General features: G+C 74.0%; 11 protein-coding genes. 7 read left to right on the forward strand and 4 right to left on the reverse strand.

The window, feature by feature from the left end; genetic code table 11:
- Positions 1–87 precede the first annotated feature (87 nt).
- From AB0B33_RS27235 to AB0B33_RS27245, 3 genes are read left to right on the forward strand one after another with little or no spacing between them, the layout of a single operon-like run.
- Positions 88–1,257 carry a cytochrome P450 gene (locus AB0B33_RS27235; RefSeq protein WP_360776854.1) on the forward strand — a complete coding sequence of 390 codons (1,170 nt, stop codon included), beginning with the start codon at positions 88–90 and terminating at the stop codon, positions 1,255–1,257.
- 19 nt (positions 1,258–1,276) lie between these two features.
- On the forward strand, positions 1,277–2,488 hold the full coding sequence (locus AB0B33_RS27240; protein WP_360776856.1) for an MFS transporter: 1,212 nt from the start codon (positions 1,277–1,279) through the stop codon (positions 2,486–2,488).
- A 13-nt stretch (positions 2,489–2,501) separates the two neighbouring features.
- Positions 2,502–13,988 carry an amino acid adenylation domain-containing protein gene (locus AB0B33_RS27245; protein WP_360776858.1) on the forward strand — a complete coding sequence of 3,829 codons (11,487 nt, stop codon included), beginning with the start codon at positions 2,502–2,504 and terminating at the stop codon, positions 13,986–13,988.
- A gap of 63 nt (positions 13,989–14,051) precedes the next feature.
- Here AB0B33_RS27245 and AB0B33_RS27250 read toward each other — a convergent pair whose 3' ends face one another.
- Positions 14,052–15,260, reverse strand: coding sequence for a helix-turn-helix domain-containing protein (locus tag AB0B33_RS27250; protein WP_360776860.1), 1,209 nt, complete (start codon positions 15,258–15,260; stop codon positions 14,052–14,054).
- 218 nt (positions 15,261–15,478) lie between these two features.
- On the opposite strand from AB0B33_RS27250, the gene AB0B33_RS27255 reads away from it, so the two are divergent.
- Positions 15,479–15,682 (forward strand): hypothetical protein, encoded by a 204-nt coding sequence (locus tag AB0B33_RS27255; RefSeq protein ID WP_360776862.1) that lies wholly within the window; start codon positions 15,479–15,481, stop codon positions 15,680–15,682.
- A gap of 47 nt (positions 15,683–15,729) precedes the next feature.
- On the opposite strand, the gene AB0B33_RS27260 is transcribed toward AB0B33_RS27255, so the two are convergent.
- Positions 15,730–18,585 carry a BTAD domain-containing putative transcriptional regulator gene (locus tag AB0B33_RS27260; protein WP_360776864.1) on the reverse strand — a complete coding sequence of 952 codons (2,856 nt, stop codon included), beginning with the start codon at positions 18,583–18,585 and terminating at the stop codon, positions 15,730–15,732.
- A gap of 48 nt (positions 18,586–18,633) precedes the next feature.
- The gene (locus AB0B33_RS27265; RefSeq protein WP_360776866.1) at positions 18,634–19,026 is read right to left on the reverse strand and encodes a nuclear transport factor 2 family protein; all 393 of its coding nucleotides are present in this window, start codon (positions 19,024–19,026) and stop codon (positions 18,634–18,636) included.
- Positions 19,027–19,220: 194 nt separating this feature from the next.
- Here AB0B33_RS27265 and AB0B33_RS27270 point away from each other — a divergent pair, with 194 nt between their 5' ends.
- Positions 19,221–19,370: a hypothetical protein gene (locus AB0B33_RS27270; RefSeq protein WP_360776868.1), complete on the forward strand. Its 150-nt coding sequence runs from the start codon at positions 19,221–19,223 to the stop codon at positions 19,368–19,370.
- 2 nt (positions 19,371–19,372) lie between these two features.
- Here AB0B33_RS27270 and AB0B33_RS27275 read toward each other — a convergent pair whose 3' ends face one another.
- Entirely contained in the window at positions 19,373–20,371 is a 999-nt protein-coding gene (locus AB0B33_RS27275) for an NAD-dependent epimerase/dehydratase family protein (protein ID WP_360776870.1), read from the reverse strand.
- Positions 20,372–20,435: 64 nt separating this feature from the next.
- On the opposite strand from AB0B33_RS27275, the gene AB0B33_RS27280 reads away from it, so the two are divergent.
- Together AB0B33_RS27280 and AB0B33_RS27285 are read left to right on the forward strand one after the other, a co-directional pair.
- On the forward strand, positions 20,436–20,972 hold the full coding sequence (locus AB0B33_RS27280; RefSeq protein WP_247022759.1) for a TetR/AcrR family transcriptional regulator: 537 nt from the start codon (positions 20,436–20,438) through the stop codon (positions 20,970–20,972).
- Between the two features lie 280 nt (positions 20,973–21,252).
- Positions 21,253–22,614: a beta-1,3-glucanase family protein gene (locus AB0B33_RS27285; RefSeq protein ID WP_360776872.1), complete on the forward strand. Its 1,362-nt coding sequence runs from the start codon at positions 21,253–21,255 to the stop codon at positions 22,612–22,614.
- The last annotated feature ends 41 nt before the right edge of the window (positions 22,615–22,655 follow it).

A 22,655-nucleotide genomic window follows, 5' to 3' on the forward strand; every position in this document is an offset into this window, starting at 1 on the left:
GCGCCCCGGCTCGCAGATCCCGTCTGCCAACGAGCCACCACCCCAGCCACATCGCCGAAGCCGCTCATCCCGCCCGAGGAGGCGCCCGTGTCCACCGTTACCGTCGATCTCACCGACCCAGGGCTCTGGGCCCGGCCCGACGTCGGCGAAATCGTCGCCGACCTGCGCAGCCGGGCTCCTGTCCACCGCACCGAAACCGCGCTCGACGGGCCCGTTTGGTCCGTGCTCGGCTACCACCTCGGCTCCCGCGTCCTCACCGACGCCGCCACGTTCAGCTCCACCGGCGGCTCGCTCCTCGGCACCGGTGGCACCCCCGCCGGCGCCGGCAAGATGATGGCCCTCTCCGACGGTCCCCGGCACCGCGAACTCCGCGCCCCCGTCCTCCCGTACTTCTCACCCAAGGGCGTGCGCACCACCGCCGACCGCATCACCGAACTCGCCGCGGAAGTCGTCGAATCCGCCTTAGATCACGAAACAGTCGACCTCGTGGACGTCCTGGCCACCGTCCCGCTCGTCGTCATGTGCGACCTGCTCGGCATCCCGGGCGACGACCGTGACCTCGTCGTCGCCGTCTGCGACGAAGCCTTCCTCGCCCAGACACCGGACGCGCGCCGGGCCGGCCACCAGAAGCTGCTGCCCTACCTCTTCGAAAAAGTCGTGCAGCGGCGCAAGAACCCGGGTGACGACCTCATCAGCACCCTCGCCACCCACCGGATCAAGAACCGGCTGCTGCCCATCGAAGACGTCGTCTTCAACCTCGACAACATCGTCGTCGGCGGGGTGCAGACCGTGCGGCACACCGCCGCCATGAGCATCTGGGCGCTGATGAACCACCCCGACGCCTGGCACCAGCTGAAAGACGCCGACCTCGACCTCGCCACCGACGAGCTGCTCCGCTACACCTCCGTCGGTCTGCACGTCCTGCGCACCGCCACGACCCAGGTCGAACTGGGCGGGCACGTCATCGACGCCGGGGACAAGGTCGCCGTCTGGACGTGGTCGGCCGATCACGACACCGCCGTCTTCGACCGGCCGCACGAACTCCTGCTCGACCGGTCGCCGAACCGGCACCTGGCCCTCGGGGTCGGGGCGCACTACTGCGTCGGCGCGCCGCTGGCGAAGGCCGAACTCAAGGCCATCTACGCCGCGCTGCTCGACCAGGTCGCCGGGCTCGAGCTCGACGGCGAGCCGGTGCACAACCGGTCGATCATCAACTTCGGCTTCGACCACCTCCCGGTGCGCCTGCGGGCCCGCTGAGCGCGAACGGATACCAGCCATGACACAAGCTCCGGTGCACGAAGCCCGGCCCACCGCGCCCTGGGGCCGGGTCGGGCTGCTGCTCACCGGTCAGGGCGTCTCCCTGATCGGCGACCAGGTGTTCTTCATCGCCGCCGTCTGGGCCGCCGCCCAGCTCGGCGGGACGGCCGCCGTCACCTGGGTGACGCTGGCCGAATCGGTTCCCCGGGCCCTCGCGATGATCTTCGGCGGGGTGATCTGCGACGCCTTCGGGCCCCGCTCGGTCCTGCTGCGGACGACGTCGGTGCGGATCGCCGTGCTGGCCGTCTCGGTCGTCGTCGCGCTGTCCGCGCAGTCGGTGACGCTGCTGGTCGTCGTGGCCGCGCTGGAAGGCGCGATGCTGGGCCTCGGCTCGCCGTCGTTCGGCACGCTCATGCCGCGCATGGTCCCGAAGGAACGGCTGAGCACGGCGAACTCGGTCCGCACCATGGTGGCGCGGTTCGCCCCGATCCTCGGGTCGCCGTTCGGCGCCTGGCTGGTCGCGACCGGGCACCTCGGGGTCGCGCTCGCGGTCGTCTGCGGCGGCTGCGTGGTCTCCCTCGCCTGCCTCGCCCCGGCGACGAAGGCGATCGACGCGCCGCGGACGGTGTCGAACGTCCCGCTGTGGAAGCGCTCGGGCGACGGCCTCAAGCTCCTGCGCGCCGACCGCCGGCTGCGGCTGCTGTTCCTTTCCGGGCTGTGCCTGGACTTCGCGTTCGCCTGGCCGATGAACCCCGGCCTCCCCGAAGTGGTCATCGAACGCGGCTGGGCGGTCTCCGCCGTCGGTCTGCTCATCGCCTGCTGGGCCGCCGGCGCGCTCGTGTCCGCCGGGCTCGGCGCGCTGCTCGGCGAGCGGGTGCCGATCTCCGTGCGGCTCGTCGGCAGCGGGATCGGCATCGGCGTCCTGCTCTTGGGCATGGTCCTGGTGACGTCGCTGCCCGCGATGGCCGCGATGGCCGTCGCGCTGGGCGTGTGCTCCGGGCAGAACGGCCCGGCCGCCGTGACGCTCTACCAGCAGGCCGCGCCCAGCGAACGGCTCGGCGTCGCCATGTCCATGGTCTCGCTGTCCGGCATCGGCTGCGCGCCGCTGGCCTACGCGGTCTCCGGCGCCATCGCCAGTTTCACCACCCCCGTCGTCGCCTGGATCTGCAGCGCCCTGCTCGCCTTCGGCGGGCCGGTGGCCGCGGCCCGGGCCCTGCGCCTGCCCGAGTGAAGGGATCCCTCCCGTGCGTCCGTTGTCGTTCGGCCAGCAGCGCCTGTGGTTCCTCGACCAGCTGGAAGGTCCCGGCGCGACCTACAACGTCCCCTTCCCGCTGCGGCTGCGCGGCCCGCTCGACCGCCGCGCGCTGCGGCACGCCGTCGCCGACGTCCTCGGCCGGCACGAGGTGCTGCGGACGGTCGTCCCGGTCGACGGCGGCGTCCCCGGCCAGCGGGTGCTCCCGCTCGAGGAGGCGACCCGCCGGCTGGTCTTCGACGTCCGGCCGGGTGCCGGCCTCGCCGCGGCCATCGCCCGGCCGTTCGACCTCGCCGAGGACCTGCCCCTACGGGTCACGCTGTTCGAACTCGGCCCGGACGACCACATCCTGCTCCTCGTGCTGCACCACATCGCCTGCGACGGGTGGTCGCTCGGCCCGCTGGGCCGCGACCTCGCGGCCGCCTACACCGCCCGGCTCGACGGCCAAGCGCCGGACTGGGCGCCGCTTCCGGTGCAGTACCTGGACTTCAGCGAGTGGCAGCGGGAGGTGCTCGGCACCGAGGACGACCCGGACAGCGTGCTGAGCGCCCAGCTCGCGTACTGGACCGAGCGGCTCGCGGACCTGCCGGCGCGGATGGTCCTTCCCGCGCACCGCACCGGCGGCACGACCGGCGCCGCGGGCCTCGTCGAGGTCGAGGTGCCCCAGGAGCTGCACAACCGGCTCGTCGCGGTCACGCGGGCCGCGCGCTGCACGCCGTTCATGGGCCTGCAGGCGGCACTCGCGGCGCTGCTGCACCGCTGGGGCGCGGGCGACGACGTCGTCCTCGGCACCCCGGTGTCCGGCCGGAGCGAGGCGGCGCTGGCCGACCTCGTCGGGTTCTTCGTCAACACCCTCGTCCTGCGCACCGACCTGAGCGGCGACCCGAGCTTCACCGAACTGCTGGCGCGGGTCCGCGACACCGGCCTCGACGCCTACGCCCACCAGGACGTCCCCTTCGACCGGCTGGTCGAGCGCCTCGGCGCCGGCCGGTCCGCCGCCGCGCACCCGCTGTTCCAGGTGATGGTCGTCCTCCAGCACGACGACGGAACGGACCTCACCCTGCCCGGCCTCGACGTCCGGCCGGTGCCACTGGACCTCGCGACGGCCAAGCTGGACCTCAGCGTCGTCTTCGCCGAGCACGCGAACGGCGTCACGTGCCAGTTCGAGTACGCCGTCGACCTGTTCGAGAAGTCCACGGTGGACGAGATGGCCGCGATGCTGGTGCGGCTGCTCGAACTGGCGCTCGCGGACCCGGAGCGTCCACTCGGGACACTCGAACTGGCGCAGGTCGCGGCCGTCGCCGTCGAAGCCGAGCCCGAGGACGAGCCGGTCGTGTTCCGGGCGGCCCGCACCGCGCGCGAAGAGATCCTCTGTGGACTTTTCGCCGACGTGCTCGGGCTCGACACCGTCGGCCTCGACGACGGCTTCTTCGCACTCGGCGGCCATTCCCTGCTCGCCACCCAGCTGATCAGCCGCGTCCGCACCGCGCTGCACGCCGAACTCGGCGTCCGCGCGCTGTTCCGGGCCCCGACCGTCGCCGGGATCCTGGCCACCCTCGACGCCCAGGCGCCCGGTCCCGTCCGCCCGGCCCTCACCCGGCGGCCGCGCCCGGACCGCGTCCCGCTGTCTTCGGCCCAGCGGCGGCTGTGGTTCCTCGCCGGGATCGACGGCCAGGACCGCGCCTACAACATCCCGCTGACCCTCGGCCTCGCCGGCCCGGTGGACGTCCCGGCCCTGGCCGCCGCCTGCCGGGACGTCGTCGCGCGGCACGAGACCCTGCGGACGGTGTTCCCGGTCGAGCACGGCGAGCCGGGGCAGCACGTCCTCCCGGTGCCCGCCGACGTGCTGGAAGTCGCCGAGTTCACGCCGGCGGCGGTCGACGCGGCCGGGAGCGCGCCGTTCGACCTGGCCCGCGAGATCCCGCTGCGCGCCCGCCTGTTCCGGGACGGCGACGAGGCCGTTCTCGTGCTCTGCCTGCACCACATCGCCGCGGACGGCTGGTCGACCGGGCCGCTGCTGGCCGACCTCGCCACGGCCTACCGGGCCCGGCTCGACGGCGAGGCGCCGGCGTGGCCGCCGCTGCCCGTCCAGTACGCGGACTACGCGCTCTGGCAAGCCGAGTTGCTCGGCGACGAGGGCGATGCGGAGAGCCTGGCGGCTCGCCAGCTGACCTACTGGACCGAGGCGCTGGCCGGCCTGCCCGACGAACTCGCGCTGCCCGCCGACCGCCCCCGGCCCGCGGTGCCGACCCACCGCAAGGACGTCGTCTCGGCCGAGGTCGACGCCGCCACCCGCACCGCGCTGGTGGCACTGGCCCGCGACAACCAGGCGACGCTGTTCATGGTCGTCCAGGCGGCGTTCGCGCTGCTGCTGACCCGGCTCGGCGCGGGGGAGGACGTGCCGATCGGCACCCCGGTCGCCGGTCGCGCCGACGAAGCGCTCGACGACCTCGTCGGGTTCTTCGTCAACACGCTCGTCCTGCGCACCGACACCTCGGGCGCACCGGCGTTCCGCGAGCTGCTCACCCGGGTCCGCGACGCCGACCTCGGCGCCTTCGCCCACCAGGACCTGCCGTTCGAGCGGATCGTGGAGGAGCTGAACCCGCCCCGCGTGCTGGCCCGGCACCCGCTGTTCCAGGTGCTGCTGTCCTTCCTCGACGCGGACACCGCCGGGGGCGGCTGGACGCTGCCCGGGCTGACCGTGACCGCCGGTGACACCGTGTCGGGCACCGCCAAGTTCGACCTGAGCCTCACGGTCGAGGACCGCGGCACCGGGCTCGGCTGCAGCCTCGAATACGCCACCGACCGGTTCGACCGGGCCACCGCGCAGGACGTCGCCGACCGCCTGGTCCGGCTCTTCGCGATCGTGGCCGCCGACCCCGAATCCCGGGTGGACAGTGCCGAGCTGCTGTCCGAAGTGGACCACCGAAGACTGGTGAGCTGGAACGACACCGCGGCCCCGGTCCCGGCGGCGACGCTGCCGGAGCTGTTCGCCCGGCAAGTCGCGCTGACCCCGGACGCGACCGCGGTCGTCTTCGAGGGCGAGTCGCTGACGTACGCGGAGTTCGACGTCCGGGTGGACCGGCTCGCCCGGGTCCTGCGTGAGTGGGGTGTGCGGCCGGGCGACGTCGTCGCGGTGCAGCTGCCGCGCTCGATCGACCTGGTCACCGCCGTGTACGCGGTGCACCGCGCCGGCGCGGCCTACCTGCCGGTGGACCCCGGCTACCCGGCCGACCGGGTGGCGTTCATGCTCGCCGACGCCCGGCCCGCCCTCGTCCTCACGCCCGGATCGGACCTCGGGGAGCCCGTTTCCGATGCCCCACTGCCCGCGGTCACCCCGGGCCACCCGGCCTACGTGATCTACACGTCCGGGTCGACCGGGCGCCCCAAGGGCGTGCTCATGTCGCACGCGGGGATCGTCAACCACCTGGCGTGGATGCAGGCCGAGCACCCGCTTGCCGCCGGCGACCGGGTGCTGCAGAAGACACCGTCCAGCTTCGACGTCTCGGTGCTCGAGTTCTTCCGCCCGCTGATCGCCGGGGCGGCCCTGGTCGTCGCGAAACCGGACGGCCACCGCGATCCCGCCTACCTGCTGGACACCATCCGGCGCGCGCGGATCACCGTGCTGTACGTGGTGCCCGGCATCCTCGACGGGATCCTGAGCCTGTCCGAAGGGGACGCGCCGGCGCTGCGGCAGGTGTTCTGCGGCGGGGAAGTGCTGACCGCCGCGCTGGCCGAGCGCTGCGCGAAGACGTTGAGCGCCGAGCTGATCAACCTCTACGGCCCGACCGAGGTCGCGGTCGACGCCACCGCCCACGTCGTCACCGGCGCCCCGATTCCCATCGGCGCGCCGGTGTGGAACACCCGCGCGCACGTGCTGGACGCGCGGCTGAGCCCGGTGCCGCCGGGCGTGCCGGGCGAGCTGTACCTCGCCGGGGCCCAGCTCGCGGACGGTTACCTGCACCGCGGCGGCCTGACCGCCGACCGGTTCCTCGCCGATCCGTTCGGCGGGCCCGGCGCGCGGATGTACCGCACCGGCGACCTCGTCCGCTGGACCGACGGCGGCGAGCTGGACTACCTCGGCCGGACCGACGATCAGGTCAAGCTGCGCGGCCTGCGCGTCGAGCCGGGGGAGATCGCGGCCGTCGCCGCGGAGCACCCGGGCGTGCGGGAGGCCGCCGTCGTCCTGCGTGAGGAGCGGCTCGTGGCCTACGTCGTGGGCGACGTGGGCCCGGCCGAGCTGGCGGAACACGTCGGCGCGTTCGTGCCGCGGCACCTCGTGCCCTCGGCGTTCGTCGTGCTCCCCGCCCTGCCGCGGACCCCGAACGGCAAGCTGGACCGTGGCGCGCTCCCGGCGCCGGACTACACCGCCGGGGTCTCGCGAGCGCCCCGGGACGCCCGCGAGGAGATCCTGTGCGGGCTGTTCGCCGACGTCCTCGGGGCCGAACGGGTCGGGATCGACGACGGGTTCTTCGACCTCGGCGGCCATTCCCTGCTCGCCACCAAGCTGGTCAGCCGGATCCGGGCCGCGTTCGACGCCGAGATCGGCATCGGCGACCTCTTCGACGCCCCGACCGTCGCCGAGCTGGCCCCGCGGCTCTCCGGCGCCGGTGCGGCCCGCCCGGCGCTGCGGCCGGTGCCGCGGCCCGAGCCGATGCCGCTTTCCCCGGCCCAGCAACGGCTCTGGTTCATCCTGCAGTTCGGCGACGACACCGGCGCGTACGACATGCCGCTGGCCTTGCGGCTGCGCGGCGAGCTGGACCGGGACGCGCTGAGCGCCGCCCTCGCCGACGTCGCCGAGCGGCACGAGGTCCTGCGCACGATCTTCCCGGCCGTCGACGGCGAGCCCCGCCAGGTGATCCTGGACGGCTGGCGACCCGAGCTGACGGAGCCCGGGACACGGCCGTTCGACCTGTCCTGTGAGCCGCCGTTCCGCGCCTCGCTGGTCGCCGACGCCCCGGACGAGCACCTGCTCCTGCTGACGCTGCACCACATCGCGGCCGACGGCTGGTCGCTGGGCCCGCTGGTCGCCGACCTCGCCGAGGCGTACACCGCCCGCCGCGCGGGCCGGGCGCCGGAGTGGGCGCCGCTACCGGTGCAGTACGCCGATTACACGCTCTGGCAACGGGATCTGCTCGGCGACGCGGCCGATCCGGAGTCGCTGCTGGCCGCCCAGCTGGCCTACTGGCGCACCCAGCTCGCCGGGATCCCCGACGAACTGCCGCTGCCGTTCGACCGGCCCCGCCCCGCGGTGGCGTCGCACCGGGGCGACTCGGTGCCCGTCGAGATCGATGCCGGGCTCGACACCCGGCTCCGCGCGCTGGCCGGGTCCGCGCAGGTGACCCTGTTCATGGTGCTGCAGGCCGCGCTCGCCGCGGTGCTGACCCGCTCGGGCGCGGGGGAGGACGTCCCGATCGGCACGGCGATCGCCGGGCGCACCGACGAAGCCCTCGACGGGCTCATCGGCTTCTTCGTCAACACCCTCGTCCTGCGGACCGACACCAGCGGCGCGCCGAGCTTCCGCGAACTGCTCGCCCGCGTCCGCGAAACCGACCTCGCCGCCTACGCCCGCCAGGACGTCCCGTTCGAACGGCTGGTGCACGAGCTCAACCCGGCCCGTTCCCTCGCGCGGCACCCGCTGTTCCAGGTGTTCCTGGTGCTGCAGAACACCGGCGACGCCGGTCTGGCGCTGCCGGGCCTCGACGTCACGCCGGAGGTCCTGGACTCCGACGCGGTGAAGTTCGACCTCGGCCTGAACCTGGCCGAGCACGACGGCGGGATCAGCGGGTCGCTGTCCTACGCCGCCGACCTGTTCGACCGCGCCACCGCCGAGGCGCTGGCCGGCCGGCTGGTCCGCCTCCTCGACGCGGTCGCGGCCGACCCGGACACCCCGCTGGACCGGATCGGCCTGCTGTCCGAAATGGACCTTCGCTCGCTCGCCGGGTGGACGGCGACCGGGGAGCCGATCTCGGCGGAGACGTTGCCCGCGTTGTTCTCCCGCCAGGTGGCCCGCACGCCGGACGCGACGGCGGTGGTGTTCGAAGGCGAGTCGCTGAGCTACGCCGAGCTGGACGGCCGCGTCGAGCGGCTGGCGCGTGCCTTGAGCGCGCACGGGGTCCGGCCCGGCGACGTCGTCGCGGTGCAGCTGCCGCGTTCGTTCGACCTGGTGGTGGCGGTGCACGCCGTCCACCGCGCCGGCGCGGCCTATCTGCCGGTCGATCCCGGCTACCCGGCCGAGCGCATCGCCTTCCTCCTCGACGACGCCCGGCCGTCGCTGGTCCTCACCGCGGAGACGCGGCTGAGTGGCGACGGGCCGCTGCCCGAAATCACCGCGGCCCACCCCGCCTACGTGATCTACACGTCCGGGTCGACCGGGCGCCCCAAGGGCGTGCTGATGCCGCACGCCGGGATCGTCAACCACCTGGCGTGGATGCAGGCCGGCTACGCGCTCGGCGCGGACGACCGGGTGCTGCAGAAGACGCCGACCGGGTTCGACGTCTCGGTGTGGGAGCTGTTCTGGCCGCTGCTGACCGGTGCGGCCCTGGTGCTCGCGCGGCCCGGGGGGCACCGCGATCCCGCCTACCTGCGCGAACTCATCCGCACCGAGGGCATCACCGTGGCGCACTTCGTCCCGGCGATGCTCGAAGCCTTCCTCGCCGAACCCGGTGCCGTGCCGTCGCTGCGGCAGGTGTTCTGCGGCGGCGAGGCGCTCACCCCGGCGCTGGCCGAGCGGTGCACGGCGGCCCTGGACGCCCGGCTCTCCAACTTCTACGGCCCGACCGAGTTCGCCGTCGAGGCGAGCCACCACCCGTTCACCCCCGGCGAGCCCACTGTCCCCATCGGACGTCCGGTGTGGAACACCCGCGCGTACGTCCTCGATGGAAGGTTAGCCCCCGTGCCGCCCGGTGTGCCCGGTGAACTCTGGCTCGCCGGGATCCAGCTGGCCGACGGCTACCTGCACCGGCCCGGCCTCACCGCCGAGCGGTTCGTGCCCGACCCCGGCGCGCCGGGCGAGCGGATGTACCGCACCGGCGACCTCGTGCGCTGGACCCACGCCGGTGAGCTGGAGTACCTCGGCCGCACCGACGACCAGGTCAAGCTGCGCGGACAGCGCCTCGAACTCGGCGAAGTCTCCGGAGCCGCCACCCGGCACCCGGGCGTCACGCAAGCCGTCGCCGTCGTGCGCGAGGACATCCCGGGTGACCGGCGGCTCGTCCTGTACTGCACCGGCACCGCCGAACCGGCCGACGTACGGGGTCACCTCGCCGCTGTGCTGCCCGAGTACATGGTGCCGGCCGCGGTCGTCGTCCTGCCGGAACTTCCGCTGACCCCGAACGGGAAGGTCGACCGCCGGGCCCTGCCCGCCCCGGTCACCGAGCCCGGCTCGCTGCGGGCGCCGCGGAACCCGGCCGAAGAGATCCTTTGTGGACTGTACGCCGAGCTGCTCGGCGTCGGCCGCGTCGGGATCGACGACGGGTTCTTCGACCTCGGCGGCCACTCGCTGCTGGCGACGCGGTTGATCAGCCGGGCCCGCTCCGCGCTCGGCGTCGAACTGGGGATCCGCGACCTGTTCCAGGCCCCGACCGTCGCCGGGCTCGCCGCCCGGATCGACCACGGCCGGGCCGTCCGGCCCGCGCTGCGCCCGCGGCCGCTCCCGGACCGGATCCCGCTTTCCCACGCCCAGCAACGGCTCTGGTTCCTCAACCAGCTGCACGGCCGCGACGCCGGGTACGCCGTGGTCTGCGCGCTGCGGCTCACCGGCCACCTCGACCGGGCCGCGCTGACCGCCGCGCTGGCCGACGTCACCGGCCGCCACGAAGCCCTGCGCACGATCTTCCCGGAGCTGGACGGCAGCCCGTGCCAGCAGGTCCTCGCCGCCGACGGTGCCCTCGACGTCCGGCCGATCGACGAGTCCGGGCTGGCCGAGGCCCTCGACGCGGCCTCGGCGGCGACGTTCGACCTCACCACCGATCGGCCGTTCCGGCCCGGGCTGCTCGTGCTCGGCGCGGACGAGCACGTCCTGGTGCTGGTGCAGCACCACATCGTCAGCGACGGCTGGTCGATGGGCCCGCTCGTCCGCGACCTCTCCGCGGCCTACACCGCCCGGTGCGCCGGAGACAGTCCGAAGTGGACTCCGTTGCCGGTCCAGTACCGCGACTACGCCCTGTGGCAGCACGAAGTCCTGGGCGACCCGGACGACGACGGCTCGATCCTGGGCGCCGAACTGGCGTACTGGCGCGAGCGGCTGGCCGGGCTCCCGGAGGAACTGGCGCTGCCGGCCGACCGGCCGCGGCCCGCGGTGGCCGGGCACGGCGGTGCGTCGGTCCCGGTCGAGATCGACGCCGCCCTGCACGCCGGGCTCCGCGACCTGGCCCGCGAGGGCGGGGTCACGCTCTTCATGGTGCTGCAGGCCGCGTTCGCCGTCCTGCTGAACCGGCTGGGCGCCGGGGACGACCTCCCGATCGGCACCCCGGTCGCCGGCCGCACCGACGAAGCCCTCGACGACCTCGTCGGGTTCTTCGTGAACACGCTGGTCCTGCGCGTCGACACGGCGGGTGCGCCGACGTTCCGGGAGCTGCTCGCCCGTGTCCGCGAGACGGACCTGGGCGCGTTCGCCCACCAGGACGTGCCGTTCGAGCGGCTGGTGCACGAGCTCAACCCGGCGCGGTCGCTGGCCCGGCACCCGCTGTTCCAGGTGCTGTTCGTGCTGCAGAACGCCGACGACGCCGAGCTCGAGCTGCCCGGCCTGCGGGTGAGCGGCGAGCCGGTCGCCGTCCGGACCGCGGCCTTCGACCTGGCGCTGTCGCTGCACGAACTCGACCCGGGCCGCGCGAGCGGGATCGGCGGCGGCCTCGCCTACCGCACCGACCTGTTCGACCGCGAGACCGTCACCGGTTTCGTGACGCGGCTGCTCCGGGTCCTCGCCGCGGCGATCGCGGCGCCGGACACCCCGATCGACCGGCTCGACGTGCTGGCCCCGGACGAGCGGCGCCGGTTGCTGACCGCGCCGGACCCGGTGGACTTCGGCCCGTGGCGCCCGGTTCCGGCGCAGATCGCCGACCGCACCGACGGTGTCGCCGTCGTCAGCGAAGCCGGGGAACTCGGCTACGCGGAGCTGAACCGGCGGGCCAACCGGCTGGCCCACCACCTCGGGATCACCCGCGGCACCCTGGTCGGCGTCTGCCTGCCGCGCGGGCCGGAACTGCTCGTCGCCCAGCTCGCCGTGCTGCGGGCCGGCGGTGCGTACGTGCCGCTCGACCCGGGTTATCCGGCGGACCGGCTGGCGTTCATGCTCGCCGACGCAGCCGCGCCGGTCGTCATCACCACGACGGACCTCGCCCCGCGGGTCGAGGGGACCGCGCGGGTGCTGTGCCTCGACGCCGAAGCCGCCGCGATCGCCGCGCGGCCGGCGGAAGCGCCCTCGGTGACGCTGAGCCCGCGTGACGCCGCCTACGTCATCTACACGTCGGGGTCGACCGGGCGGCCGAAGGGCGTGGTGCTCGACCACACCGGGCTTTCGCACCTCTGCGCCTGGTACCACCGCGAATTCGGCGTCACGGCCGCGGACCGGGGCGGGCACGTCGCCGCGCTCGGGTTCGACGCCGCCGTGTTCGAGACGTGGCCGCTGCTCACCGCGGGCGCGTCGGTGCACCTGCCCGCCCAGCGCGTGCTGGACGACACCGGCGCGCTCGCCGACTGGCTCGCCGGGATCACGGTGGCGTTCCTGCCGACGCCCCGGCTGGAGCTGATGCTCGACGAACCCGGGTTTCCCAGCCCGGACCTGCGGGTCGTCGTTGCCGGCGGGGACCGGCTGCGCCGCCGTCCGCCCGCCGGGGCCGAGTTCCGGCTGGTCAACGGCTACGGGCCGACCGAGTGCAGCGTGATGGCCACCGGCGGGGACGTCACGCCGGACGGCGACGGGCCGCCCGACATCGGCGGGCCGGTGCCGAACACCCGGGTGTACGTCCTCGACCGGCGGCTGAACCCGGTGCCCGCCGGGGTGCCGGGGGAGCTGTACCTCGCCGGGAGCGGGCTGGCCCGCGGCTACCTCGGGCGGCCGGGCCTGACCGCCGCCGCCTTCGTCGCGGACCCGTTCGGCGAGCCGGGGGAGCGGATGTACCGCACCGGTGACGTCGTGCGGTGGCGGCGCGACGGCCGGCTCGACTTCCTCGGCCGGGCCGACCACCAGGTGAAGGTCCGCGGGGTGCGGATCGAGCTGGGCGAGATCGACGCCGTGCTCGGCCGCTGCCCCGGCGTCCGGCAGGCGGTGACCGTGCTGCGCGAGGACCGGCTCGTCGCCTACCTCGCGGCGGCCCCCGGCGTCTCGGCGAAGGCGCACTGCGAGGCGTTCCTGCCCGGGCACATGGTGCCGTCGGCATTCGTGGTGCTGGACGACCTCCCGCTCACCCCGAACGGGAAGCTGGACCGCACCGCGCTCCCCGCCCCGGTCACCGCCGTGGTGGCGGGCCGGGCCCCGCGGACCGCCCTTGAACGCGCGTTGTGCGGCCTCTTCGGCGAGGTCCTCGACGTGCCCGACGTGTCGATCGACGACGGCTTCTTCGACCTCGGCGGGCACTCGCTGATTGCCGCGCGGCTGATCAGCCTGATCCGCCGGGAACTCGGCGCCGAACTGGGCATCCGGGTGCTCTTCGAGACCCCGACCGTGGCCGGGCTGGCTCGCGCGCTGGGCACGGGCACCGCGACCGGTACCGACCGCGACGAACTGGCGGTCCTGCTGCCGTTGCGTTCGGCGGGTTCCGGTGCGCCGCTGTTCTGCGTCCACCCGGCCGCCGGCCTCGGCTGGGTGTACTCGGGGCTGCTGGCGCACGTCGACCGGCCCGTCCACGCCCTGCAGTCGCGGGGCCTCACCGAGCCCGACCGGCGGCCGGCGACGGTCGACGAGCTCGTCAAGGACTACCTGGAGCAGCTTCGCCAGGTGCGGCCGCGCGGGCCGTACCACCTGCTGGGCTGGTCGTTCGGCGCGCAGGTCGCGCACGCGATGGCCGCGCAGCTGCAGGAGCAGGGCGAGAAGGTCGGGCTGCTGGCGATGCTGGACGGCTACCCGCCGTCGGGTGCCGTGGCGGCCCCGCCCGACCCGCTGGCCGCGCTGCTGGCGTCGCTCGGGCACGACGTTCCCGACGCTGTGGACCTGGCCTCGTTCCGGTCGATCCTGCTTTCGGAGGGCAGTCCCTTGGCCGCCCTCGCGCCGTCGGTGGTGGACGCGCTGCCCGCGGTGTTCGCCCACAACAGCGCCCTCGCCCGCGCGCACCGGCCGGACGGGTTCGCCGGCGACGTCCTGTTCTTCCGCGCCACGGAAGGGAAGCACGTCGATTCGCCGAGGCCGTCTTCGTGGGAGCCGTACGTCGAGGGCCGGCTGGAGGTGCACGAAGTCGCGGTCCGGCACGGCGAGCTGACCACGCCGGCGGCGCTGTCCGCGGTCGGTCCGGTGGTGGCGCGCCGGCTCGAAGGTCGCGAATGACCCATTCGGGACCGCCGGGGTCGCGAATGAGTCCTTCGCGACCCCGGCGGGGAGCCGCAGCGCTCAGACCGCGATCCGCTCGCCGAGGCCGAGGGCGTTCACCAGGTCCAAGGTGCGGAAGCGGGTGCGGTCCTGACCGGCCGGACGGACCAGGCCGTGCAGGACCAGGCGGCGGACGAACCGGGCGCCGGCCGCCGCCGGGATGCCGGTCAGGACGGCCACGTCGCCGATCGACCAGCCCGCGTCGAGCCCGGTCAGGCGCGCCAGCAGGGAGACTTCGGCGTCGTCCAGGCCGCGGACCGCCGAGTCGAGGGTGTCGCGCAGCCCCGGGCGGTGGTCCGCGGTGAGCGCGAACGGGTCGGTGCGCACGTGCTCCAGGACGTCGGCCGGCTCGTAGACCAGGAACCAGCAAGCGGCCGCCTCGAGCGCGGCCGGGATGCCGTCGAGGCGGCGGCAGAGCGCGGCGACGTCGGCCGCCGTGGTCCGGTCGACGGTGAACCCGGGCCGGACCTGGCGCACCTCGCGGACCAGCAGCCGGACGGACGGCACGGCCGCGAGCGCGCCGGGGTCGTCGACGCCGGCGTCGGGTACGGCGAGCGGCGACAGCGGGAAAACGCGCTCGCCGGGCAGGCCGAACGGCGCCGGGGCGGTGGCGAGGACCCGCAGCCCGCGGCACTCGCGCAGCAGGACGGCCAGGTCGTCGAGCCGGACGCGGTCGGCCGGGTGCCCGTCGAGGACCAGCAGCGCCGGGCGGTCGCCGACGAGGACGGCGAGTTCCCCGAGGCCGGTGGTTCTCAGCAGGTCTTGGTGGCTCGTCGCGGACGACCACAGCACGAGCACGCCGCCCGATTCGTGCGCCCCGACGGCCACCTCCTGGGCGAGCCGGCTCTTGCCGACGCCGCCGAGCCCGGTGATGGTCACCAGCCGGTGGCTGCCCGCGGCCAGCAGTTCGTGGACGGCCGCGACCTCTTCGTCGCGGCCGAGCAGCGCGTCCAGCGGCGCCGGTGGTGGCGCCGGGTCGGCGCACCGGAGCCGGAAGTCGCCGTCCGCCGGGTGGGCACCGGCCGCCTCGAAGGCCGCGCGTTCGCGGCCGCGCAGGCCCAGTCCGTCGGCGATCAGCCGCACGGTGTCCCGGCGCGGCCGGTGCGCCCGGCCCGACTCGAGGTCGCGGATGGCGCGAATGCTCACCGTGGACAGGTCCGCCAATTGCCGCTGGGTGGCGCCGCGTTTTGCGCGGTGCGCCTTCAGCAGTTCACCGAAATTCCGCTGCACGAATAGTCCGTTCTCGTCAGCGCCGTTCCCGATCGCGGGGCCCGGCTTGGTCCGGATGCGGTTTCCACCACGGACCGAGCATCGTGAGCGCGGCTATCCCGGCGGTATCACGCAGCCGCACGGTGGGGGATAGCCCGCGTGATAGCGCGCCGATATCGGGATTTCCTAACGTCGGAGGCACAAATCCAGCGCCCACTCCGGACGAAAAGAGACCAACGGTGCGTATTCTCCCGGCCCTGACCGCGATCGCCGCGGCGCTCCTCCTCCCGCTCCTCGGCAGCACGACGGCCCAGGCGGACCCGGCGGACACCCCGTGGTCGACGACGGCGGACACCCCGTGGAGCGCGAGCCCGGTCGACACCCCGTGGGCGGCCCCGCTGGACACGCCGTGGAACGGGACGTCGGCCGACACCCCGTGGTGAACCGGCCCGGCGCTTGGCCCGGCCGCGCCGACAGCGCCCGGCTCCGCTCAGCCGGGCAGGGCCTCCAGCGCCGCGAGGTCGGCGCGCACGCCTTCATCGGGATCCCCGCCCGTGATGCGGTTCTGCAGGTCCAGCGCCTCCCGCAACAACTTCCCGGCCTCGTCGCGGCGGCCGAGGTGGGCGTGGGCCAGGCCGAGCCGGTGCAGGATGCGGGCTTCGCCGGCCAAATCACGGGCCGCGCGGGCTCGCGTCAGCAGGCCCGTCAGCAACTCCACCGCTTCCTCGTGCCGGCCCTGGCGCATCAGCAGGCCGCCGAGCCGGTAGCGCAGCTGCACCTCGACGCGGGGTGTTCCCGTCCGGTCGCAGATCCGCAGCGCCTCCGCCAGGTACGCCCCGGCGCGCTCCTCGTGGCCCGCGTCGAGCTCCGTCTGCGCCAGCCTGCCGAGCACGTACGCCTCGCCGACCGGGTCGCCGGCCAGCCGGAACTCGATGAGCGCGCACTCGAACCGGGCCTGGGCCTGTGACTCCGCGCCGCGGGCCTCGTCCAGCAGGGCCAGGTTGCGGTGCGCCATCGCCTTGCCGTGGGCGTCGCCCAGGTCTTCGAACGTCGCCAGCGCGAGGGCGAGCGGCTCGGCCGCCGCGTCCGGGCGCGCGCGGCTCAGGTGCAGCGAACCCAGTGAGCACAGCAGCGCCGCCTCGCCCCGGCGGTTGGCCGACGCGCGGACGGCCGTCAGCGCCAGCCGGTGCGTGCGCTCCCAGTCGTCGAAGTAGCAGCGGTTTTCGAACAGCGCGACCAGCGTGACCGCCAGGTCCCACGCCCACTCGTCCAGCCCCGCCTCGGCGGCCAGCGCGACGATCGAGCACAGGTTGTCCTGCTCGTCCTCGAACCACACCAGCGGATCGGTGAGGATCCGGTCGACCGCGCCGGCCGGCGGGCTCAGCCGGGGCGCCGAGCCGTGCAGCACGGTGAAGTCGCCGCCGTAGATGCGGTGGTGCGCCTCGCGGGCCAGGCCCAGCCAGCCGCTCGCGACCCGGGCGAGCGCCGCGCGCCGGCCGGCCGCCTGCTCGTGCTCGTCGAGCTGCTCGCGGGCGAACAGCCGGATCAGGTCGTGGAAGCGGTAGCGCGGGCTGCCGTCCCGCTCGACGGCCGAGATCTCCAGCATCTGCGCGTCGACGAGCCGTTCGAGCAGGTCGGCCGCCCGCATCGGGTCGGTCTCCAGCAGGGTCGCCGCCACCCAGACCGGGAAGCTGAGCCGGTCCAGGCAGCTCAGCAGCCGCAGCAGACGCCGGGCGTCGTCGGCCAGGCCGTCGTAGGTCAGGGCGAGGCTGGCCCGCACCATCAGCTCGCCGTGCGCGAGCTCGTCGAGCCGGCGCCGTTCGTCCGAAAGGCGCTCCAGCATCCACGCGAGCGACCAGCTCGGGCGCGCGGCGAGCCGGGCCGCGACGATCCGCAGCGCGAGCGGCAGCCCGCCGACGAGCCGGACCAGCGCGGTGGCCGCGGCCGGCTCGGCGGCCACCCGCTCCGCCCCGATCATCGTGGCGAGCAGCTCGGTCGCCTGCTCCGGGTCGAGCACGTCGACGTCCAGCACGCCGGCCCCGGCCAGCCCGGTAAGCCGGACGCGGCTGGTCACCAGCACGACGCAGCTGGACCGGCCCGGCAGCAGCTCGCGGACCTGGCGCTCCGACTCGGCGTCGTCCAGCACCACCAGCATCCGCTTGCCCGCCAGCCGCTGCCGGTACAGCTCCGCGCGTTCGTCGACCGACCCGGGCACCGCCGGGCCGGGGACGCCGAGTGCGCGCAGGAACCGGCCGAGCACGTCGAGCGGCTCGGCCGGGTGCGCGCGGGTCCCGCCGAGGTCGCAGTAGAGCTGGCCGTCGGGCCAGTGGTCGTCGGCGATCCGGTGCGCCACGTGCACCGCGAGCACGGTCTTGCCGACGCCGGGCTTGCCCGCCAGCACCACCACCGGCGTCGCGCGCCGGCCCGGGTCGCCCAGCAGCAGCCGTTCGGTGTGCTCGACGAGCGCGTCGCGGGCGCTGAAGTCGGCGATGTCGGCCGGCAGCTGGAACGGCACGACCGGCGGCTGCGCCGGCGCCGCGGGTGCTTCGGGAACCGGGCTCCGCCGGAGCGCGACGTCGTCGAGGAGGATCGCGGACTCCAGCCGGCGCAGCTCGTCACCCGGTTCGAGCCCGAGCTGCTCGACGAGCAGTTCCCGGCCCGCGCGGTAGGTTTCCAGCGCCTCGGCCTGCCGCCCGGACCGGAAGAGCGCGAGCATCAGCTGGCCGCGCAGGCGTTCCCGCAGCGGGTTCTCGCTCACCCGGCTCGCCAGCTCACCGATCAGCTGGTGGTGCCGGCCGAGCCGCAGCCCGAGGTCGAAATGGGCTTCGACGGCGCTGAGCCGCTGTTCGTCGAGGTGGTTGGCCTTCGCCTCCAGCAGCCGGCTCCCGGTGCCACTCAGCGCGGGGCCGCGCCAGAGGGCGAGCGCGGTGTCGAGCGTGCGGGACGCGTCTTCGAGCGCACCCGCGCGCGTGAGCGCGGCGGCCTCGGCGACGAGGTCGGTGAACGTCCGGGCGTCGAGCTGCCCGTCGGCGACCTGCAGTTCGTAACCCGGGCCGCGCGTCACGAGCGTGTCGGGACCGACCGCGGCCGCCAGCGCGCGCCGCAGCCGGGAGACGCAGATCTGGACCTGCGTCCGCGCCGTCGCCGGGGGACTGGCGTACCAGATCGCTTCGATCAGCTGGTCCAGGCTCACCACCCGGTTCGCCTCGACCAGCAGCGCGGCGAGGACGATCTGCTGCCGCCCGGGCGGGATGCGCAGTTCGCCGCCGGTGGTGTCCCGGATCTCGAGGGGGCCGAGGATGCGGTAGACGGGCTGCTCGCCGGACGGCCCGCTCGTCGAACTCACGCTGTTCCTCAATGCCGATCCGTGGCCGGGCACCGCGCTGCCCCGCGCTCACCCGGCCGTTCGTGGATTCCCCCTGGAACCGAAGTCTGTCTTCTGCGTGCGGATAAGCCCATAGTCCGAAAGCGTGAAGCTGTCGACGAAGGCGGTATTTGTACTTCCGCCGTTCGGCCCAGCCACGGCAATGTCCCCTGCCGCCACGACCTCACCGTGCGTCACCGTCACGGTGTGCAGGGTGTACCGCCGGACCGGACCGGTCGCGCGGAATTGTTCAATGGCGCCCCGACCGCGGATCGGCGCCATTCCCGGGTAATGCAGAACGGCGTCGGCCGTGAAAAGCGAACCGTATCCGTCGATGTCCCCGATATCGAGGTAGTGGTAACTGAGCCGCACGTGGTCGATTCCGACGGCGACGGTGTGTTCCCCTGCCTCCGCAGGCGCCATTCGGCGTCCCTCCGCTGGGTCGTCCCGGGCCGGGGCCCCGGGGTCGGCCGCCGCCAGGACCGGCGGGTCCGCCCAGCTTGACCGGGCCCGCTTCCGAACCGCTATCAGCGGGCTATCGTCGCGACAGGAGACCGTGGAAGCGTGCCCGACGCGGATTCCGGGCCGGCCGCGCTCGGCGAGGCCGGCTACCCGAGGTGACGATCTCCGCCGCCGGGTCCGGCCCGGCCCCGGCAGGTCAGGTTCCTGGCCGGGACGACACCGAAGCCGGGCCGTCGCCGAGTGCGGTGCTGCTCGCGGCCGGGGTGCCACCGCGGCCGGGGACGCAGGTGGTGGCGGTCGGCTGAGCTCAGGCGGCCTTCAACGCGAGCAGGCTCTCCGCGGTGTCGGCGATGGTGTCTTCGATCGGCCGCGGTGACCAGCCCAGCACCCGCTGCGCCTTCGCCGAAGTGGCGTCGTAGTTCCGGCCGAGCTGCGGGCCCAGGATGCGCAGGCCGGGGTTGATCCGGGCGAGGGCCCGCGCGGTCCACACCGGCAGTTCGCGCGTGGGCACCTTCGCCGCCCGGTCGCCGAGGCGCTCGCGCAGTACCGCCGCGATCTCGCGCACCCAGAGGCTGTGCCCGGAGATCGCGAGGAACCGCTCGCCCGCCGCGGCCGGGTCGGTCATCGCCCGCAGGTGCAGGTCCGCGACGTCGCGCACGTCCACATAACCCATGGCGAACTTGGGCAGCGCGGGCAGGTCCCCGGCCAGCATCCGCTGCACCAGCCCCAGCGACGGGGAGTAGTCCGAGCCGAGCACGCCCACCGGGTTCACGACGGCGAGTTCGATGCCGCTGTGCTCGTCGACGAACCGCCAGGCCGCCTTTTCCGCGAGCGTCTTGGACTTCCGGTACGCCGGGATCCCGGCGTCCACATCGGACCAGTCCGCTTCGGTGAACACCCGTGACTTCACCCCGGCCCCGCGCGCGGCCCGCAGCACGCGCAGTACGCCGTCCCGCGCGGGCACGACCATCTCGTCGTCTTTGGGCACACTGGTGAGGGTCGGCGAAGCGACGTGGAGCACGTAGTCGCAGCCCTCGACCGCTTCGCGCCAGCCGGCGTCCTGCTCGAGGTCGGCCGGCAACACGGTCAGCTTCGCGTCCGAGGGCGCCCCACCCGCCGTGAGCATCGCCCGTACCGCGGGCTCCTTCTCCAGGTCCCGCACGGTGGTGCGGACCGTGTGGCCGTCGGCCAGCAGCGCGAGCACGCACCAGCTGCCGATGTACCCGGAGCCGCCGGTGACCAGTACTTCGGCGATGAGAAACCTCGCAAGTCGGTAGGAGTGCCTGGCGGGACGAGCGGCGCTCACCTATGGTTCCGGAGAGGTCTCCACCTAAGGTGGTGGAGACCTCTCCGGATAGCAAGGACGGCACATGGTTCGCTCGGACGCCCGGGAAAACCGGGCACGCATCCTGCAGGTCGCCCGCGAGGCGTTCACCGAAGGGGGCGACGTCTCGATGAACCGGGTCGCGCAGCTCGCGGGCGTGGGGCCCGGCACCCTGTACCGGAACTTCCCGACCCGGGAGGCGCTCGTGCTCGCCATCTACCAGGACGAGGTCGACCGGCTGCTCGCGTCCGTCGAGACGCTGCTCGCGGAGCTGCCGCCGCTGGAGGCGCTGCGGAGCTGGACGGTCGAGCTGGTGGCCGCGATGCGCAAGAAGCACGGCCTCGGTGACGCGCTCAGCCCCGGCGGCCACCAGGCGATCACGGAGCAGACCTACGGCCCGGTCATCGCCGCGATCACGCGGCTGCTCGACGCGGGCAAGACCGGCGGAACCATCCGCGCCGACGCCGACCCCCGCGACTTCCTGCAGCTCACGGGTGCCCTCTGGCGGGCGGCGTCGGGACCGGAGGACCGGTCGGGGTCGATGCTGGCGTTGATCCTCGACGGCTTGAGTGCCCGCCGCTGAAGCGTCGTGGGGTACCGCTGGGCATGGCTGACTCCCGGTGAGCCGGCCCCTGTGCGGGTGGCGGTGCCACGCAGGAGGATCGGGGTGGAACCGGTTCCGAGGATCGCTCCGCGGGGCCGAACTGTCAAGCCTTGACAGGCCGGTGCCGGTGGTATGAACCTTTCTACCGATCGTCCCCGCCGGCCCCCGTGGGCATCCGCCCGGCGCTCAGGGGCGAGCCGGACGACGCCGTCCCCTGACCGGCGGCGGGTCCGCCCACTTCCCCGGCCAGGGAGGAACCATGCCCACGAACGCCCCGCCGCGGCTGCGTCGCCGCGGACCCAGCACCCGACTGGCGACCTTGGCGGCGGCCCTCGCGGTCGCCGTGCTGGGGCTCGCCGCCCCCGCCGCGAACGCGGCCGACCCCCTGATCTCCCAAGGCAAAGCCGTCACCGCGTCCTCGGTCGAGAACGCCGGGACCCCCGCGACCGCCGCCGTGGACGGCAACACCGCCACCCGGTGGTCGTCGCAGTTCAGCGATCCACAGTGGATCCGGATCGACCTCGGCGGCGCCGCGACGGTGAGCCAGGTCGTGCTGCGCTGGGAGGCCGCCTACGCCACGGCGTACCAGATCCAGGTGTCCGACAACGGATCCACCTGGTCCACTGTGTACCAGACGACGACCGCCACCGGCGGCACCCAGACGCTGAACGTCACCGGCTCCGGGCGGTACGTGCGCCTGAACACCACCGCGCGGGCGACACCGTACGGCGTCTCGCTCTGGGAGTTCCAGGTCTACGGCACCGGCGGCGGCACCGTCCCGACGCAGCCCGGCACCCCGCCGGACTCGTTCTGGGGTGACACGAGCACCATTCCCGCCGCCCGCAACGTGCTCACCGTCAAGGTGCTCAACCGCACCAACGGCAAGTACCCGGACAGCCAGGTGTTCTGGAACTTCGGCGGCCAGACCCACTCGATCGCCGAGCAGCCCTACATCGACATGCCCGCCAACTCCGCCGGGCGGATGTACTTCTACCTCGGCACCCCGAACGGCCAGTACGCCGACTTCATCGAGTTCACCGTCGGGCCGGACGTCTTCAACGGCAACACCACCCGCGTCGACGCGTTCGCGCTGAAGCTGGCCATGCGGCTGCACGCCCACGACGGCTACGACGTCCAGGTGGGCGACGACTACCCGACCTTCCAGGAGGACCGGTCGGCCACCTTCGCGAAGTTCCAAGCCGAGGTGCCGACGGAGTTCAAGGGCCTGGCGACGGTGAACGCGCCGTACCGGATCCCCGCGCCGGGCAGCGCGCCGGACTTCCGCGCCGGCGGCAAGTACGCGAACTACTTCACCGCCTACGCGCAGTCGGTGGGCGTCAACGAGCCCACGTCGAACATCACCGGGTGCGCCGGCTCGCTGGCCGGCAACCCCGACATGTGCGCGGCGCTCAACCGGCACACCGCGCACCTCCCGCAGTCGCAGTGGCAGGACCCGGCGCGGTACTACCAGGCGGCGCCGGCGAACTACTACGCGAAGTTCTGGCACGACCACGGTATCAACGGTCTCGCGTACGGCTTCCCGTACGACGACGTGGCGGCGCAGTCCTCGTTCGTGTCCCACGGTGACCCGCAGTGGCTGGTGGTCGCCGTCGGCTGGTGATCCCCGGTGACGACGGCGTGGCGGCCCCGGTCGCCACGCCG

The sequence above is a fragment of the Amycolatopsis sp. NPDC049159 genome (genome assembly GCF_040648295.1).
In the GTDB taxonomy this organism is placed as follows: Bacteria; Actinomycetota; Actinomycetes; order Mycobacteriales; family Pseudonocardiaceae; genus Amycolatopsis; species Amycolatopsis pretoriensis_A.

Excerpts from the sequence above, each read along its gene's own strand:
- AB0B33_RS27240 (WP_360776856.1), top strand. The coding sequence starts at position 1,277 with ATGACACAAGCTCCGGTGCACGAAGCCCGGCCCACCGCGCCCTGGGGC.
- AB0B33_RS27265 (WP_360776866.1), bottom strand. The coding sequence starts at position 19,026 with ATGGCGCCTGCGGAGGCAGGGGAACACACCGTCGCCGTCGGAATCGAC.
- AB0B33_RS27280 (WP_247022759.1), top strand. The coding sequence starts at position 20,436 with ATGGTTCGCTCGGACGCCCGGGAAAACCGGGCACGCATCCTGCAGGTC.
- AB0B33_RS27285 (WP_360776872.1), top strand. The coding sequence starts at position 21,253 with ATGCCCACGAACGCCCCGCCGCGGCTGCGTCGCCGCGGACCCAGCACC.